At 55.2% G+C, this 17,210-nt stretch carries 10 protein-coding genes and 1 tRNA gene; 4 read left to right on the top strand and 7 right to left on the bottom strand.

What is annotated here, in order from left to right:
- Positions 1-24: 24 nt before the first annotated feature.
- Together ONB24_01150 and ONB24_01145 are read right to left on the bottom strand one after the other, a co-directional pair.
- Positions 25-2,427 carry an SMC family ATPase gene (locus tag ONB24_01150; GenBank protein MDZ7314707.1) on the bottom strand — a complete coding sequence of 801 codons (2,403 nt, stop codon included), beginning with the start codon at positions 2,425-2,427 and terminating at the stop codon, positions 25-27.
- Between the two features lie 9 nt (positions 2,428-2,436).
- Positions 2,437-3,552: an exonuclease SbcCD subunit D gene (locus tag ONB24_01145; GenBank protein MDZ7314706.1), complete on the bottom strand. Its 1,116-nt coding sequence runs from the start codon at positions 3,550-3,552 to the stop codon at positions 2,437-2,439.
- Between the two features lie 294 nt (positions 3,553-3,846).
- On the opposite strand from ONB24_01145, the gene ONB24_01140 reads away from it, so the two are divergent.
- Positions 3,847-4,872: a sigma-54 dependent transcriptional regulator gene (locus ONB24_01140; GenBank protein ID MDZ7314705.1), complete on the top strand. Its 1,026-nt coding sequence runs from the start codon at positions 3,847-3,849 to the stop codon at positions 4,870-4,872.
- Here ONB24_01140 and ONB24_01135 read toward each other — a convergent pair.
- From ONB24_01135 to ONB24_01115, 5 genes are all read right to left on the bottom strand, one after another.
- Complete coding sequence (locus ONB24_01135) at positions 4,857-6,212, bottom strand: AGE family epimerase/isomerase (GenBank protein MDZ7314704.1); 1,356 nt, start codon at positions 6,210-6,212, stop codon at positions 4,857-4,859. The genes ONB24_01140 and ONB24_01135 overlap by 16 nt on opposite strands.
- Positions 6,213-6,304: 92 nt before the next feature.
- Positions 6,305-6,376 (bottom strand) — tRNA-Gly (locus tag ONB24_01130).
- Between the two features lie 91 nt (positions 6,377-6,467).
- A complete protein-coding gene (locus ONB24_01125; GenBank protein MDZ7314703.1) occupies positions 6,468-7,577 on the bottom strand; it encodes an NUDIX domain-containing protein in 1,110 nt (369 codons plus the stop codon).
- A 26-nt stretch (positions 7,578-7,603) separates the two neighbouring features.
- A complete protein-coding gene (locus ONB24_01120; GenBank protein ID MDZ7314702.1) occupies positions 7,604-9,766 on the bottom strand; it encodes a hypothetical protein in 2,163 nt (720 codons plus the stop codon).
- Positions 9,767-9,844: 78 nt separating this feature from the next.
- Entirely contained in the window at positions 9,845-11,887 is a 2,043-nt protein-coding gene (locus ONB24_01115) for a S9 family peptidase (GenBank protein ID MDZ7314701.1), read from the bottom strand.
- A 276-nt stretch (positions 11,888-12,163) separates the two neighbouring features.
- Here ONB24_01115 and ONB24_01110 point away from each other — a divergent pair, with 276 nt between their 5' ends.
- The 3 genes from ONB24_01110 to ONB24_01100 form a co-directional block, all read left to right on the top strand.
- A complete protein-coding gene (locus tag ONB24_01110) occupies positions 12,164-13,432 on the top strand; it encodes a carboxylate--amine ligase (protein MDZ7314700.1) in 1,269 nt (422 codons plus the stop codon).
- Positions 13,433-13,480: 48 nt separating this feature from the next.
- Positions 13,481-16,207, top strand: coding sequence for a CoA-binding protein (locus ONB24_01105; GenBank protein MDZ7314699.1), 2,727 nt, complete (start codon positions 13,481-13,483; stop codon positions 16,205-16,207).
- 111 nt (positions 16,208-16,318) lie between these two features.
- Positions 16,319-17,210 (top strand): urocanate hydratase (locus ONB24_01100; GenBank protein ID MDZ7314698.1); only part of this gene is annotated, 892 nt, incomplete at its 3' end.

Below are 17,210 nucleotides of genomic sequence, written 5' to 3'. Positions count from 1 at the left end.
AAGTACCTGGAGAGACGAGCAGCTTTACACCAGCCGCGCGCGACTGGTTGACTCGTCGATAGGCTCGACGTCTATTAGCACCGGCAGCATGTCGCGTATGGTTTCGATGTGGGTTATGATAAAGATCTGCCGAAATTGTGCGGAGAGGCGGTTCAGGGCCTCGAGAATGAGGTTGCGGCGTTCGGAGTCCTGAGAGCCGAAAATTTCGTCGAGTACGATGAAATTGATCGGCGCGCCGCCGACCCGTTCGGCTACCACTTGACTGACGGCAATGCGCAGGCACAGATTGACCAGATCCTCTTCTCCGCCGGAAAAGCGCTTGATGGGAAAAGCCTGGTTGCCGTCATAAATGCGGATGGCGTAATCCTCATCCAGATCGATCTGCGAATAGCGGCCATGAGTGGTGAGCGCCAGCAGTTCCGACGCGCGCCGCGCAATCAACGGACGGACCCTCCCCGCCAAATCGAGTCGAAATTTCCCCAACAGCTCATCCAACAGTTTTAAGGAGGCGATCTCTGCTTCAAGCTCGGCCAACTCGGCGCGCAATTTCTCTTGCGCACCGATTTCCTGCTCGAGATTCTGCAGATCGCGTTCCAATTTTGCCAATTCCACCTGCACGGCATTGGCGGCTTCCCTTGCGGCATCCAGACGACGCGTCGCCTGTTCCACGTCTTCTTTTTTCTGCAGAAAATCGTTCTCGTCATAGCCGAGGGCAGCCTGCGCCGCATTTGCCGCAGCGATCTCTTCAGCCAAGCTGCGCAACGCTTCTGCCGCAGCCTGCAGGTTCGCCTCGACTTCCTTTCGCCTGGATGCCCGCTCTTCCAACCGCGATGCCTTTCGGCTCTGATCACTCAGGTACTCAAAGCGTTCCTTGACACGCTGATACTCTTCTTCGTCAAATTTAACCTCACCGAGAGAAGCTATTTCGCTTTCCACAACGCGCAATTGCTCGTCGATCTGCTGCAAATGTCCGGCGCATTCTTCGGTCCGACGCCGCGCTTCGGACGCACTCTGTTCTTTTCTGGCATTTTCTTGCTGAGCCTGCCGAACTTGCCGCAGCTTTTCTTCCATCTGCGCTATTTTCTCTCGAGCCTCTTCCTCCTCTTTTTGGAAGCGACGATAGGTTTCACGCAACTCTTCAAGCTGCGCCTCGTGATTGTGCACCACATCGCCAAAGCGCTCGCCCAACCGCTGCGTGCAGACCGGACACTCACCCTCCGGACCCAGCTCCTGAATTTTGAGCAGTTTGCCCTTGAGTTCTTCGCCGCGCCTGCGTGCCGCCGTTTTTTCCGCGTTGGCCGCTTTTTCTCGTTCGCGCCAATGCGTCAGCTCTTCCTCAAGCGCCTTTTCCTCTGCTGCCAGGCGCTGCGCCTCCTCATTCAGAGCCGTCCACTCTCGCCCGCGTGCTTCGGCTTCCGCAAGAGCGGCTTGCTCCTTTTGCCGTGTCGCAAGCAAAACTCCCCGCTTGTCGAAAAGCCCCCGCAGGGTCGCCGCCTTTTGCCGCTCCTCTTCCAACCGCTCTTTAAGCGACACGACGGTCTCCCAATCCGCCAGCTCGGGTCGCAGCTGCGCAAGCTCTTTCTCCGCTGCAGCGACCTGCTGCAGCTCCTGCTCGGCGCGGTTATGGTTTTTGATCTGTTCCTCCTGTCGCGACACCAGTCGCCCGATCTGCGCCTGCCATTGCTGGTACTGATCGCGTTTGAGCGATACGGCCTCGAACCGCTGTTTGCTTTGGGCCAGTACGTCCTCACAGGCGCGTACGCTTGCCGAGCAAGCATCCAAATCGGAAGCCAATTGACCCTTTTGCTGTAAAAGCTCGGCTTTTTTACTGTTGAGCTCATGCGGGTCCTTTGCCAAAGAACGTTTGCCTTCGGCGATTGCCGCTTTTTCGTTAACGTCGCGGCGAACCTGCTCGCGCGCGCGATCGATCCGATCGATGTTGATCAACCGGCTGATTGTCTGCCGCCTTTCCTCAGGCCGCAACGACGAAAGCTTGTCTAAATCCTTTTGCTGGGCAAAGACCGAAGCAAGAAAAGATTGGCAGTCGAGCTGCAGCAAATTTTCGATGAATTCATTGACGCCGCGATCCTGCACCGCCTCGGGCTCGCCCTGCCCGCCCCGCCACACCGCCGCCTCGATGATCGCCTGTTTGCCCTTCAGTCGCCGCTCTATGCGGTACTCTTGGCCGCCGTAAACGAACACCATCTCGGCTGTACAGACGTCGCGTTCCTCGGCAGCCAGCGAACGCACGTCGAACCGATCGGTCCGCACTACTCGATTGCCGTATAGAATCCAGCCGATCGCTTCGACGATCGTCGACTTGCCCGCGCCGTTCCGTCCCATAATGCCGATAATATTCTCCGGCAGCTCGAGATCCAGCTCCCGAAACCGGCGATAGTTGCGCAGCTTTAACGACTTGATGACCATGCGCCCGATTTACTCCATGCTCAGATAACGAATGCCCAGCTGCAGCAGCTTTTCTTTGGAATACGAATTGTCCGGCAGCGACTCAAGAAAGGCGGCAAACTCGATCGGCAGCGGGCGGATCATGCTGGTTCCGCTTTGCACGTTCTGCCTTTCGTCGATACGGCGAAAAAGCTGCTTTTCCAAATAAAGGGCACGTCGGAAAAGATCGTCGATCTGCCGCATGTCGAGCTTGAGAAAGGCGTCCGGTTCAACATTGTCCAGACAAAGCTGCACCATCGCCCCTTCAGGCACCGTTGATGCCGACACGGCGACGTCCTGAATTATGTCAGCAACCGATTTGCCGCTGCAGTCAAGGATCGGCAACTTGAGCATCGGGCGCGTCCGAATTTCATACCGCTGCCGCTCGCCGGTCGTCAGATCGACGACAAGGTAGCCGCAGGCGTTGGCATGCTCGTTAAAGCTGGTGCGCTCGGTCGAGCCGGAGTAACAGACGTTCGGACGAATCTCGACGGGACGATGATAATGGCCGAGGGCAACATAATTGAACCTCACACCGGCGGTTTCCTCCAGATCAGGCAGACGCTGCTCGTTGAATTCGCCCATGCCGTACTCGCTGCGGCTCCAGGCGCCGTGCGTCACCAGAATGCGGGGGCGCAAAGCTTCGCCAAGACCCTGCAGCTCCTTCAAGGCGAGTTCGAGTTCTTCCTGCGTCGAACAATGCGGCAGACAAGTAAACTCGACGTCCTTGACGACAAATGTTTCCAGCCGGCTGCGATAGGCGGCATAGACGTTGGGGAAAAGCGCAACAGCCTCGAAAATCGAGCCGGTGCTGCGGATGCGCGGCGTCTCGTGATTCCCGGAAACCAGGATGAACGGAATGCAGGCGCTGCTGACCTGTTGAATGCCCTCCAAAGCAACGCGAATGGCGCGATTGCTCGGTCGAGGCGTGTGAAAAAGATCACCGGCATGCACGACGAAATCCGGCTTCAGCTCAAGGACGGCCTCGATCACCTGCCGCCACGCGTCATAGAAATCCTGTTCGCGTTGATTGAGCCCGCTCTGCGGATCGATACGATACGTGTCGGAAAACCCCAAGTGGGTATCGGAAAAATGCAGCAGTTTCATCTTTTCTCCAAATTGATAGAATATACAAATCCGGCGCTCAGCAAACAAGACCGTTTGACGGTCACAGTAATGAGCGGAAAGTGTAGACCGGACGCCACAATCTCGAATCTTTCATATGCCTTTACAAAAAAGAGGATACTCGCCTCAATCAGAATATGGCAGCTTATCATCCTAATTTTATTGCTATTATGATTTTTTTCCAGTTCGATTTTTTTTGCAGGTTCGTCTCGTAAAAACGGCATGCTTATTGATAAGAAAAGTCTGGAACCACAATCAGGAAGAGGTGAGGGGACCGTGAATGAAACCGAAGTCTGTCAGGCGCTCATGGAAGGCGAATTGCTGATCGGCCGTAGTGAGGCCATTGCTCATATCCGACGCTTGATCCGCAAGGTGGCGCCGCTCGATTCGACCGTGCTCATCGTCGGGGAAACGGGAACGGGCAAAGAAGTCGTAGCGCGCATGATTCATCAGAACAGCCATGTCCGCAACGGCCGCTTTGTGCCGGTGCATGCAGCCGGCATACCCGACACGCTCCTGGAGAGCGCGCTTTTTGGTCACGAAAAGGGGGCCTATACCGGCGCGTATAAGAGCCAAAAAGGGTTTTTTGAACTGGCGGAGAACGGGACGTTGTTTTTGGACGAGATCGGCGAGCTGAGCATGGCGACGCAGGTCAAGCTCCTGCGGGTGCTGCAGGACGGATCCTATTTTCGTATCGGCGACAGCGAAGAGCGTTTCAGCAAGGCGCGCATCATTGCCGCCACCAATCGCAACTTGAAAAAGCTGGTGGAGCAGAACAAGTTTCGCGAAGATCTCTATTATCGCATCAACGTCATCACCATCGAGATTCCTCCACTGCGTGAGCGGCCGGAAGACATCGAACCCCTGGCTCGTCATTTTCTGCGCAAATATTCACAAAAGCATCATCATTTGGGCATTTATTTCAAGCCGGAAGCTATTGAATTGCTGCAGGCTTATCATTGGCCTGGAAACGTACGCGAACTGGAAAACATCATCGAACGTGTGGTGGCGCTTACGGACACCGACTGGATCGGTGCGGAGGAGCTGCCCCTCGAGCTGCACTCGACTTCACCGCGCTGGTGGCCGTCGTGCGAACAGCTCATTCCCTACAACGAAGCCAAGTATCATTTCGAGAGAGAATATATTTTGGATTTGCTGCGGCGAACGCACGGCAACATTTCCAAAGCCGCACGCATTGCCGGCATGCCGCGGCAGAATTTACATGTAAAGATCAAAAAATACGACATCAAAACGCGGCCGGAGGAGTGGTCGAGTCAGGAAGAGAATCACTGGGACACGTGATCATCGAACAGCCTGCCCGTGTGCAGCATTTTAAGGCAGTTCATCAAGGCGCGGCCGGTGTGGTAGGGCCCTTTCCAGGCGTGCGCTTTGGGAGCACCGGCGGCTGCAGGAGTCTCATCCAGTCCTAAGGAAAACCAGCTGCCGTTTTCCCAGTCGATGAGATAGGTTTTGATATACTCCCACTGTTTTTGGAGTGCAGGCCGATAGCGCCGCTCATTGGGATAGAGCAGCGAGATCATTAGCAGCGAGTTGAGCGCTTCGGCCTGCGCCCACCAATCTTTTTCGCGTTTGATGACCCTTGGCAAAGATTCTCCCTTGAACCAGTAGCCGGCATGGTAAACGCCCCCCTTTTCCACATCCCAACCGTAATCGAGCACAAAATCGATCTTTTTCTTGGCGACGGTAAGCGTCTTTTCATCCTGCTTTAAACCCAAAGCATCCGAAGCTTCAAGCAGCAAATAGGCGGTCTCGATGTCGTGGCCGAAGGAAATGTGATCATAGTAATAATTGCGGAGAATAAAAGCTTCCGTTGAATCGCGGTGCGAAACCGGCTGCCAGTCGGAAGTAAAAAACAGACGCATATATCCTTCCGAGCCGGTAAAGACATCGCGGACGAGATGATGCAGAGCGAGCAGCCGTTCGCGCAGGAAGGGATCAGGCCATTGACGATAGAGCTCGCTGTAGGCTTCCAGCAAGTGGATGGTTGCATTCTGATCCTTATAGCCGAAGAGCAGGGAATCGCCGGTCGAGGAGCCGTATCCTTTGCCGTAAACGCGGCCGTCGCGACGGATGTAATCGAAATAGCCGCCGTTGGTCGAATCGTAGGCAGTCTTTTCTATCCAATTAAAAATTTCTTTGGCGAATTCCAGCGCTTTCGGATCGTGCGTCAGTTCATAATAGGCAGTGACCGCGTAAAGACCGAAGGCGTTGCCGTAGACGCGTTTTTCATCGGTGTAGCCTTCAAAGATCGGTCCGCCCTCCCGGCTGCGCTCTTGATAAAAACCGCCGTAGACCAAGTCCCACATCTTTTCGCGTAAAAACGGCAAGCCGGCCTCAGCGGCCGAACGATAGCGGCCGTCCTGCGGAAAAAGCATCGCCGCCTTGCAGGCGGTCCACAGGCAGCGCGCCTGAGTGACGATCATTTTATTTTGCCGGGCGAGCGGCTGCCAGCGGGCGTCAAAGTGCGTCAAGTAGCCGCCGTAAACCGTATCGATGCAGCGGGGATACCAGGCGTGCAGCTCATTATCCAGAGCGCGTTCGATCTCTTCGATGGGGATGGGCAGCTCTGCGGCCGTCAGGCAGTACGCCGCCAATCCGAAAAGAAAAAACGATCTGATCATAAGCACCTCAAGAATACAGCAGGCTCGACATGCAGAAATACGGCGCAGGCTGAAAACAGAAAAGCCCCGGTTATTAACCGAGGCTTTAAAAGAGCGGGAGACGAGGCTCGAACTCGCGACCCCAACCTTGGCAAGGTTGTGTTCTACCACTGAACTACTCCCGCCTTTTGCGGCATAAAAGATAATGGATTTAAAAAAAAATGCAAGTATTTTTTTGCCTGCTCCGCCTGTTTCGCTTAGAAACGTTCCGAAGCTTCAGACAATCTTGAGCTTTTCCAAAAGGGCAAATTCCTGCTCGAAATTGGGGGTTAGAATGCCCTTGCCCAAGGCGCGCCGAATCTCGCTGATTTTCCAAAACCGGCCCTCTTCGATTTCATCTTTCGGGGGATAAAAAGGTCCGTCATGAAAGCCGCGAAAAGCATAAACCAGCTCGCTTTGGTAATTCGAGCGCATGACGTAGCGAAAGAGAGGCTCATTCGCCAGCACATCGATGCCAAGCTCCTCACGAACTTCGCGCAGGAGCGCCTGCTCGATTTTTTCGCCGCTGCTGACGTGGCCGCCTACGGAAGTATCCCATTTACCGGGCTGAATTTCCTTGTTCGCCCCGCGCTTTTGCAGCCAAAGCTCGCCCTTTGAGTTGAACACATGCACGTGCACCACCGGATGCAGCAGATCGGGATTGCCGTGGCATAAAGAGCGGGGCGCTTTGCCGATGACTTTGCCTTCCGGCGTGACGAGATCGAACCATTCATCATCGCGATAGCGTCGCAGCAGCCGGCGCTGCGCCGCCTTGCCTTTGATGAACTGTCCGACGATCATGGCCGCTAACAGCAGATAAAGCAGCCCACCGCTGACGAACGCCCAAAGCTCTTTGCGCTGCAGGTACCCCGGACTTCCCGGCTCACCGACATAGATCGCCGTCGCCACGATTGCCGCGGTATGGACGAGCAGCAGCCAGAACATGCCGCGCAGCATACGGCGCATGATCTGCTGCTGCGCCGGACTCAATTCGGCTCCCCCCATGTAGCGCTGCGTCATACGGATGAGCAATGGATTCTTTGTAAACACCGTCACGCCGATAAGCGCGACAAAGACTAGTTCGATGACGGCCGGCTTGACGAGCAGGAAAGCGGGGTTGTCAAAAGCCAAAGACACCCCGCCCAATACACCGATCAACAAAACATCGAGAAGAGCAAAGCGGTCTATCCGCTTGTCCCGCAGCCAACCGATCAAAAGATAAATCAGGCTGACGCCCAGAGCGATCGCCAGGCTGACAAGCAGATCGAACAACTCATCGGCGATGATAAAGATCAGCAGCGGCAGAAAACCGGCCGCCAGGTTTTTCAATATGGTTTTACGATCCATACAGAGCCAACGACTCTACCTGCATTTCAGCGGACGATTTCATAATGCATCGCTTTGTTCGAGGCTGCCAGCGGAATGACCACTCCCTCTTCGGTGCGGAGAGTTTTAATCTCCCCTGCTCTCTTTCCTCCCGGGGACAGGCGATAGACGCGAATCGGCGCCGACGTCTTGAGGGTAATCTTGCCCTCGACCGGCTGCATCAGAAATGGAAATTTGCCGGTTTTGGTGATCAGCGTAAAATCCGTGTTGGTCTCCAGGCCGCTCATGCGTGCATCGGCCGAAGTGGAAACGAGAATTCGGCTGCTGTTTGCCGGCCTCTCGTTGGTCAAGGACGAAGTGAGAATTACGGCAAACTCGGTTGCGGGCTCAAAAATCCAGTCCCGCGTTTCCAGCCGTTTGCCGCCGATAAAGCCAATGACTCCCTGAGTAAGTGGGGAGTTGAGCGTTACCACGCCCTCCTTCGTGTCCCATTTCAGCTCACCGGTCGAGGAAACGTAAACGCCGTCGGACTGCAGCGCTTCCTTTATAAGCGCGCCGTCGTTGCAGCTCGGCACCTGGAGGTCGGTAAAGGCGACCCCATACTTGCCGATAAAGGCGGCCTCAGGATGCGGCGCTTCGGCACGCGGATTCAATATTTGTTCGGGAGTCATAATTTCGAACCAGCTGCGCTCGGCGCTCTTGAAATCGCGACGATGAAACAGCAGCGCGCTGATTGGAAGGAGATTGAACTGCGTCGGGTCGAACATCGCTTCAAAGGCGTTGATGGTATCCGGCTCGGCTTCGCGCGCGCCCCAGTAAGCGTACTGCATCGGATGCCAATCGAGGAGACAGGAGTAGGCCGCCGTTATCGGCGTACCTTCGGCTCGATAGGGATTGGGAAGCGGATTATGCCATTCGGAGATGGTGAACGGTTTGCCGTAGACGCAGCGCACCGCATTCTCGCCGATGTTGCCCCCGCGCGGATGTTTGACCATGGGTTCGGCCATAATACCTTGCCCGGCGAGATAGTTGTAAATGTGATGCGGATGCGTCCAATAATAGTGTCGATCGACGAAATCGAGTTTGGCATTGAGATAGAGATCAGCCGGATCGTTGTGCCAATGGTTGCTGCCGGTAATGACGCCTTTGAAGCCGAGCTCCTTCAGGAATCGATACATTTCCTGGTAGTACTTATCCTGCAGCTCGACCAAAAAGCGATAAGTGTCTTTTGCGCGCTGTGCACTTACCGGCCAATCTCGTTCGGTAACATAAATATGAGGGATTTTGATGTGACCTTCGCCAAAGTTCTCGTCATCAAAAAGGGCAATTTTACCCTCCTGCGACCACGCCTTGCGTAACGAAGCCTCATCGCCGTATTTGCCTTTAAGCCACTCAGCAAACATCCTTCCCAGCATATGCCGGTAATACTTGGACTTGACGGCATACGTGCCGTCGGGCTGAATCCAGAGCAGCGAATTTTCATTCGTAATTTCGGTCATCACCATGGCCGGATCGTCGATCAGACGCAGGCCGGTATAGGGGTTTACAGTAGTCAAAAGAGCGCGCAGATATTCCTTCTGCAATTCGATGAGATAGGGATCGAACATGCCTTCGACCTTCAAGCCTTGATCGACGTCCTCAAAGCCCTCCGGATCGCCGGGAAATCCGTCGCCGCCCATAATAAAGCGCGAAGAGTTGTGGCTGAGGAAAATATAGATGCCGCGCTGCTTTAGGCAATAAAACATGTAATGAAAGCGGTCGAGATTTTTCGGATCCAGCATTCGGGTTGTGGGCGGTCTTTGTCCGCCGAACAGGCTCCGCTGCACGATTTTGTCGGTCCACGGTTTGACCACATCCAGATGGTGCATGCGGATGATATTGGCGCCTGAGCGGGCAATAACGTCAGCCAAAAATTCCGCCTCTTTGGGATCGCCGAAATTGGCCTCGCCGAAAATATTGCCGCCCCAGAAACGCGCCTCCGTGCCGTCGTCAAAATAGAATTTATCGCCGCGAACCTGAAGGAAACCGTGCTGACCGGCAGGAGCTTCCAACAGCCACGACATGTCCAAGGCGGTGCCTTTGACGTCATTGAACGAAGTCAAGGGGAATGGAATCCACCCTTTCGTGTCGCGGGCAACGCCTCGAGGAAATTGAGCCTGCAGCGCGACGGCGGCAAGCAAGACGACCATTGTGACTGCCTTGATTCTCATCTTTACCTCACTTCTTTACTTCTACGACTATTTTATTTATCCGACTCAAAACCGTATTCGTGCTTTATTGTTTGTTGATCACTCGTTCAGCTCCAGGCCGTAACATTCGCTGATGTCCAGAGGCGGCAATGGTCCGTCGAGCGGCTTTTTGTCCTTGACATACCAATCGAACCATTGCAGATGGCGATGCAGCAGATCGATGCGGCCAGGCTGACGGCTGTTGCCGTGGCCTTCATTGGGATATAACACCCAGCGCACGGCCGGGTGTCCGTTCATCTTGAGCGCGCGATAGAACTCGAGGCTCTGAGAGGGATGCACCCGCGTATCCTCGGCCCCGCCGACGATCAGCACCGCGGTTCGGCTTTGATGAGCATAATAGATCGGACTGCGCTGCAGACTGAACTGCCACATCTCTTCAAGCGGCCTGCCGGAATGAACATAGAGCTCTTCGTAAGGAATGTCGGTCGTGAGTCGTTTGCTGATCAGATCGCTGATGCCGACGAACATGCAGACGGCACGCACTTTGGCGGTATAATAGCTTGCAAACCAGGCCGCCGCATATCCGCCGTAAGAGCCGCCCCCCAATCCCACGCGCTCCGGATCCACAAGACCCTGTGCGGCCAGCCAATCGATGCCGTCGGCAATGTCGTCAAACTCGACTCCTGCGGCATTTCCGTAGCCCGCGGCGGCAAACTCGACTCCGTAACCGGTACTGGCGCGATAGTTTGGATAAAAAACGAAATACCCTCGGCCGGCCAGAACCTGTCCGGCAATAAAGTAACGCGTCAGTTGGGTGAAACCGTTGATGAAATTGGCTTCCGGACCGCCGTGCACCACCACGACCAAGGGATAACGTTCCCCGCTGCGGTAACCAACGGGGTAGAGCAGCAGTCCCTCGATTTCGACGCCGTCGCGCGCCGGATAACGAACGACGATCTGCTCGCCCAACTGTCGTTCTTTCAGCCAGGGATTCAGATCGGTCATCTGCTTGAGACCTTTTTTATAGTCGAACAAAAAAACGTCACCCGCGCAGGTCGGCGTGGAGCCGAGGAGCGCCGCTTTATTGCGTCCAACCGAAATATCGGTAAAGACGACTCCTGTTTTTTGTGCGTCATAGACGATGCGTCTGGGGCCTCCCGCCGCGGCAACGGCGCTCAAAGTCGTCCACACCCCTTCGGCTGCGGTAAAGAGCACCGTCTTGTCGTCCTGCCAAAACACCTGTTCCACATGGCCGCGAAAGTTTTTCGGCGTCAGATTGACCGGACCGCCCCCCGCCGTGTCGATGACAAATGCCTGGCTGACGGCATGATCAGACTGCGACAAAGCCGCGCTGAAGGCAAGCTTTTTGCCGTCGGGAGAAAACGACAGATTACCCAGCTTGCGCTGCGGATCGTATAGCAGGCGGCTTTCAGCCGTGCGCGCGTCGATGAGATAAATGCGCTTGAACATGTAGCTGTCGTCGACCAGATTGCGCGGTGAAGCAGCCGCGGCAATCACTGCGCCGTCGGGACTGAATTCTAAATCCCACACGCTCATTCCCGTCGTCAATTGGCGGGGTTCGCTTTTTTCGCCTGCGGTTATTAAATAAAGGTTGCGATCCTTGAGGTTTTCTTCGAAGAAAATAAAATCATAGCCCTTTTCTTTCAGTTGTTTCTCTTTTTTGCTTTCCGGTGTTTCGGCGACATAGGCAATCTCACGGCTGTTGGGGCGCCAACGGTAGGCGCGCACGTTCGCGTCGGCAAAGGTCAACTGCCGCGCTTCGCCGCCGTCGACCGGAATGGCCCAAACTTGGGTATACTTTTCGCCGCGCTTGTCGAGAAACGAAATCAGGCGGCCGTCCGGACTCCACTGCACGGCAGAGACATTGACTTTTCCGGTAATGAACGGCTTTGCTTGTCCGGTCTGCAAGGAGACAAGATGCAGTTCGCGATAAGCGGAACCGGCAGGTTCGTCGGGCTTGCGACTGACGGCCGTCGTGTAAGCGACATGTCGGCCGTCGGGACTCAAAACAGCTTCGACAGGGTAAACAAGATCGAGCACATCCTGAGGAGAAAACGGCTCGGCAGCCCAGCCGAGGACGGCAACAACCCAAATCATCAAGAAGACAAGGCGTACATTCATAGTCATCGAGCTCCTGGTTTTGAAATAAATATAGAAAGCCGATCGATCAGATTCAATTGGAAAGAAGCCGGTTGAGGTTCCAAACTCATCGGGAGAAAGAGGCAAAATAAACAACTTGCTTTTCGCCGCAAAACTGTTAAATTTCACGCGCCCAAATTAGGTTATCCGCCATGCGGCTATCACAAAATACAGTTTAAAGAATATAAAGGCACGCCCAAAAAGGGGGTGCCTTTTGTTTTTTTAAGGGTCTGAGAATAATTCAATAGGAAAAACGCCATGCAGCTGACAGGACTCAAATACGGCAGCCAACTGCTCAACCTTGTCGAATTTCCGGTGGCAAAAACGCTTACCGACGCCGCAACGCGCGACGAAATTCAGCAGATGCTCGATCAGTACGGCAAGATCGTCGTCAAGCCGGTCTTTTACGGCGGCATCGGCAAAAAGGGCAAGGCCGGCCTGGTGCGCATTGTCGACAATCTTCTCGACGCCATGGAAGCCAAGCGCGAGCTCTATTTTGCCCGTCATACCGTGGACGGCAAAACCTATGTCGCCAACGGCGTAACGTTCGAAGAGTACATCGAATCGGACATGGAGCTTTACTTCGGCATTTCGGTTTCCACTTGGGAGCGCAAGCCGGTGTTTACCATCTCTACCCAAGGCGGCGTCGATGTGGAAAGCGTGCCGCCGGAAAAAAAGAAGGTGATCTGGATCGATCCTTTCATCGGCATCAAGTCATTCGACATCACCAACGCGCTCGGCGACATCGGTTGTCCGGAAAAGTACATCTCGCCGTTGGTGCAGACCCTGCCGCTATTGTGGCAGCTCTATGACAATTACGGGTTCGTCAATTTGGAAATCAACCCCATCCGCATGAAAAAGGAAGGCAACAAGCTGACACCGGTGGCCTGTGACCTCAAGGCGGCGTTCGACCAAGACAATCCGGCCTGGCGCCGCACCGGACTTTCGCCGCTGATCTTTCAGACCGACGTCACGCCCTTCGAGGCCGAAATCAACCGCTTGCGGACTTATCAGGGCCAGAGCGACGTTTTGGAGCTCAATCCGAACGGCACGATCATTCCCTTTATGTTCGGCGGCGGCGCCAACTCGGCGGCCACCGAAACACTCGGCACCAAGGCCATCTTTTCATCCGATTTCGGCGGTAATCCTCCATATGACAAAATGTACGGCATCAGCCGAATCATCTTCAAATATTGGTATGACCAGGCCAACGTCCTGCTGATCATCGGCGGCAAAGCCAATAACACCGATATCTATGTCACCTTCAAAGGCATTTTCGACGCTCTGCGCGATCACATTGCTTTGCACGGCAAGCGGCCGATCTACACCGTCATCGGCCGCGGCGGGCCCAACCTCATCCGCGGCATGTTCTACGGCAAGGACATCCTTGACCGATTGAAGCTTCCTTACAAAATGTTCGGCTACGATTCGTCGATGATCGGCGTGTTGGAATACGCCAAGCAGATCGACGACTGGTGGGGCAGCGTCGGTCGCGCGGAATATGAAGCCAAGTTTGCCAAATCATAATGAAAAACTCGGGATAAAATCTTGAATAAACGAAAATCGGGCGCAGCCATGAGACAGTTGATCACAAAACCGTTTCCCTATTACGTCGGCATTCATTCGCTCGAAGAGCTGGTGACCAAGGATTCCCGCGTCTGCGTGGTGAACATCTTGGGGAACGAAAGCCGTAAAGTGACGCCGATTTCGCACGAGTACAGCGGCGGGAACGTCGTCGCCGGCGTGCAGTACGGACGTGAGGGGGTGCTGGAAACCAAAATCGGCGACATTCCCGTTTATCGCAGCGTGCGCGACGTCATGAACAAAGGCATTTGGTTCGACATCGGCGTCATCTACCTGCCGCCGCCGGCTGTGGCGCAGGCGGTGTGGGAATTTGTGCGTTTCAATCCGGATCTCAAGCGCATAGTCATCGTCACCGAGAAGGTGTCGGTACGTGACTCGCGCAACGTGCGGTGGACTTGTCAAAATGCCGGCGTGGACGTCATCGGCGCCAATTGTCTGGGCATCGCCAACGTATGGGACCATGTGCGGGTCGGCGGGGCGCTCGGCGGCGACAACCCGGAAGAAACGCTGCAGAAGGGCTCGATCGCCATTCACAGCAACTCGGGCAACTTTACCACTACCATCGCGCAATACCTCAAGCTGGCCGGATTCGGCATCTCCACGGCGGTGAGCTCGGGAAAAGATGTTTACATTCACTTTGCACTGGCCGAATTTCTTTATGCGGCACAGAACGATCCGCGCACCAAAGCGGTGGCGCTGTACGTCGAGCCCGGCGGCTATTACGAAAAGCAGGCGCTGGATTGGATCAAGGAACGTCGTTTCGGATTCAACAAACCGATCGTCGTCTGCGTGACCGGGCGATGGAAAAAGAACATCACCCGCGCCTGCGGCCACGCCGGAGCGCTGGCGGGCAGCGGCGACGATGCCGAGTCCAAAGAGCGTTGGTTCGACGAGTACTTTGAAGTGCCGCCTTTTGACCCGAAAAATCCGCTGGTCAGCAAGCGCGGCGTCCGTGTCACCTCCATCCAGCATTTCCCCGACGCCATGCGGGCGGTGTTCGAAAAGATCGACGAAGAACCCGACTTTCCGCCGACCGGCGATTTATCCCTCAAACTATGGATCAGCGACAACATCATCAAGCTGCCGAAAGAGCTGCATCTGCCGGTGGTGCAGGCCATGCCGCCCTACGACGAGCAGATCAAAGAGATCAACAAACAGGTCGGCGCGTCCTATATTCGCCAGAATATGCGCAACAAGTCCGGCGCCAGCCGCATGGACCCGGCAACGCAGGTGGCCGAGCTGCACGGCAAAAGCGTCCTCGAGCTGTCCACGACTTCCTTTGAAGAGAATCTTTTCTTTGCGCTTGCCAAAGTAATGCCCGGCCGCCGCGACCTGCGCCGAATGAATATGCTGTTGAACATGTTTTTGAAAACCGACAAGCCGCTTTTGGATCTTCTCGAATGGGCCGACGCCTCCGGATGTTCGCCGAATGCGCTGCTGGCGGCGCGGGCGGCCCTCATCGGCAAACAGCCGTTTCTCGAACAGATCCGTTCGGACAGCCGGCTGATCATCGATCTGTTGCGCGAGTATCCGGAATTCGAAAACGACGAGCAGGTGCGGCTCGCCCTGGAAGAAAAAATCAACAACCTGCTGCTGACCGACGAGAACGTTCCGGTTCACGATTACGACGACCTTCTTTATAAGGAAATCCATCACACGGTCAACAGTCGGCCGCCGGTGCTGCTCTGCGATCATGTCATCAAGATGGCGCAGGAACGCGGCAAGGGAATTCGAAACAAAACCGAATTCCTCCTCGCCGCTCTGATCGTCAGCATGTTTTGGAATCAGATGCTGGAAAAACGCATCAGCCGGCAGACGGCTGAAGATGCCGTTTTTTACATCTATCTGGCCGCACAAACGGCGGCGTTTTCGGTCGTCGACCGAAAAGAAAACAAATATTGGCAAAAGCTGGTCAGCGGCACCACTCCCTATCTGGGCTCCTCCTTCAGCAGCAACCTTTTCCAGATTCTCTTTAATCGAAAACCGGACGATGAAGAACTGACCGAATTCCGCTATCTATTGGGATTGACGGCCACCAACGGTCCCGGCACGCTTTCCGCCAAAGGCGCCAAAGAGTCGGTCAGCGCCCGCAACGACATCCCGACCGCCTTTGCCGGCTTTTTGACCAATACCGGTTACGCTCACGGCGGCAACGGTTATGAAGCGGTCGAATATCTGCTGGAACAGTTTCAGGGCGTGCCGCTCCAGGATCCCGGCAAAAAGGATGAAAAGCTCAATCTGAAGGAGCTCGCCAACCGCGCCGCCAAATCATATGCCGCCTATAAACAGTCCATGCGCGACAAAGGCGATCTTGACATCAAACGTATTCCCTGTATTAACCATCCGGTTTTTAAGGGAAATGCCGTCAATATCGATCCGCGTGAAGATTTTATTCGCAAGGAATTGGAAGGCAAAGGCATCTATAACGCTTTTCATGAATTTTATCATCATCTCGTGGTCGAACTGCATGACGAGGGCGTGACACCCAATATTTTCTGCGTCAACGTCGATGCGGTTCTGGCCGTCATTGCTCTGAAGCTGATGTGGAGGGATCTCCAGGAAGGCCGCATGACGCGCGCGCAGGCGCAAAAGGTGGTGTTCCTGCTCTTTCTGCTCGGCCGCACGGTCGGCACGATTGCCGAAATCATCGATCATCGCGACCGTGGCCTGGACATGGATTGTCGCACGCCGCAGGAAGAAATCCAGTTTGTGCTGTAAACCGTTCAGTTGCTGAACAATGTGCTCATGAAATGTTTTCCTTCCCGGCGAGCTCTCATGAGTACGATTTTGGCAAATAGCGGTCTCTTGAGGTCTGCATAAGGACTGATTATGTGCCCGCGACCAATGTACATGGAGGAAAAGCCGACGGCGCCGATTCGCGCGCAGCGCGGAACCGTTCTGCGCGCCAAAACTTGGGAAGCCGAAGCGGCTTTGCGCATGCTGGAAAACAACCTCGATCCCGAAGTTGCGCTCGACCCCGATCAGTTGATCGTTTACGGCGGCAGCGGCCGCGCCGCCCGCAATTGGCGCGAATTTAACCGCATTGTCGCCGCCCTCAAAGCCTTGGAACCCGATGAGACCCTATTGGTTCAGTCGGGGAAAGCTGTGGGGATCGTACAAACCCATCCCTACAGTCCGCGCGTTCTGATCGCCAACAGCAACATTGTGCCGGCTTGGTGCACGGCCGAAAACTTTCAGCACTATGACGAGCTGGGACTGATCATGTACGGCCAAATGACCGCCGGATCGTGGATCTATATCGGCACGCAAGGGATTCTGCAGGGGACCTTTCAGACGCTCGGCGCTTTGGCTGAGCAACATTTTTCCGGCACGCTTGCCGGAAAATGGGTGCTGACCGCCGGCATGGGCGGCATGAGCGGCGCCCAACCGCAGGCGGTGACCATGAACGACGGCGTCATCCTCGACGTTGAGGTGCGGCCGGAGCGCATCGAGCGTAAGGTTCGCGAAGGCTACTGCGATCGGATGACCTATAGCTTGGAAGAAGCCCTTCGCTGGGTCGATCAGGCCGTCAAAGAACGGCGGCCGCTCTCCGTCGGCTTGGCCGCCAATGCGGCGGACATTTACCCCGAACTGGTGCGCCGCAATATTACGCCGGATGTGGTAACCGACCAGACGCCTGCGCACGATCTGCTCGATTACGTTCCGTCCGGCGATCTGCAGGAATTGGATGAACTGCGTCGGCAGGACCCTGAAGAGTATC

The organism is candidate division KSB1 bacterium (assembly GCA_034505495.1).
In the GTDB taxonomy this organism is placed as follows: domain Bacteria; phylum Zhuqueibacterota; class Zhuqueibacteria; order Residuimicrobiales; family Krinioviventaceae; genus Fontimicrobium_A.
The sequence above is the reverse complement of the archived record's forward strand: the minus strand, read 5'-3'. Positions and strand labels throughout refer to the sequence as shown.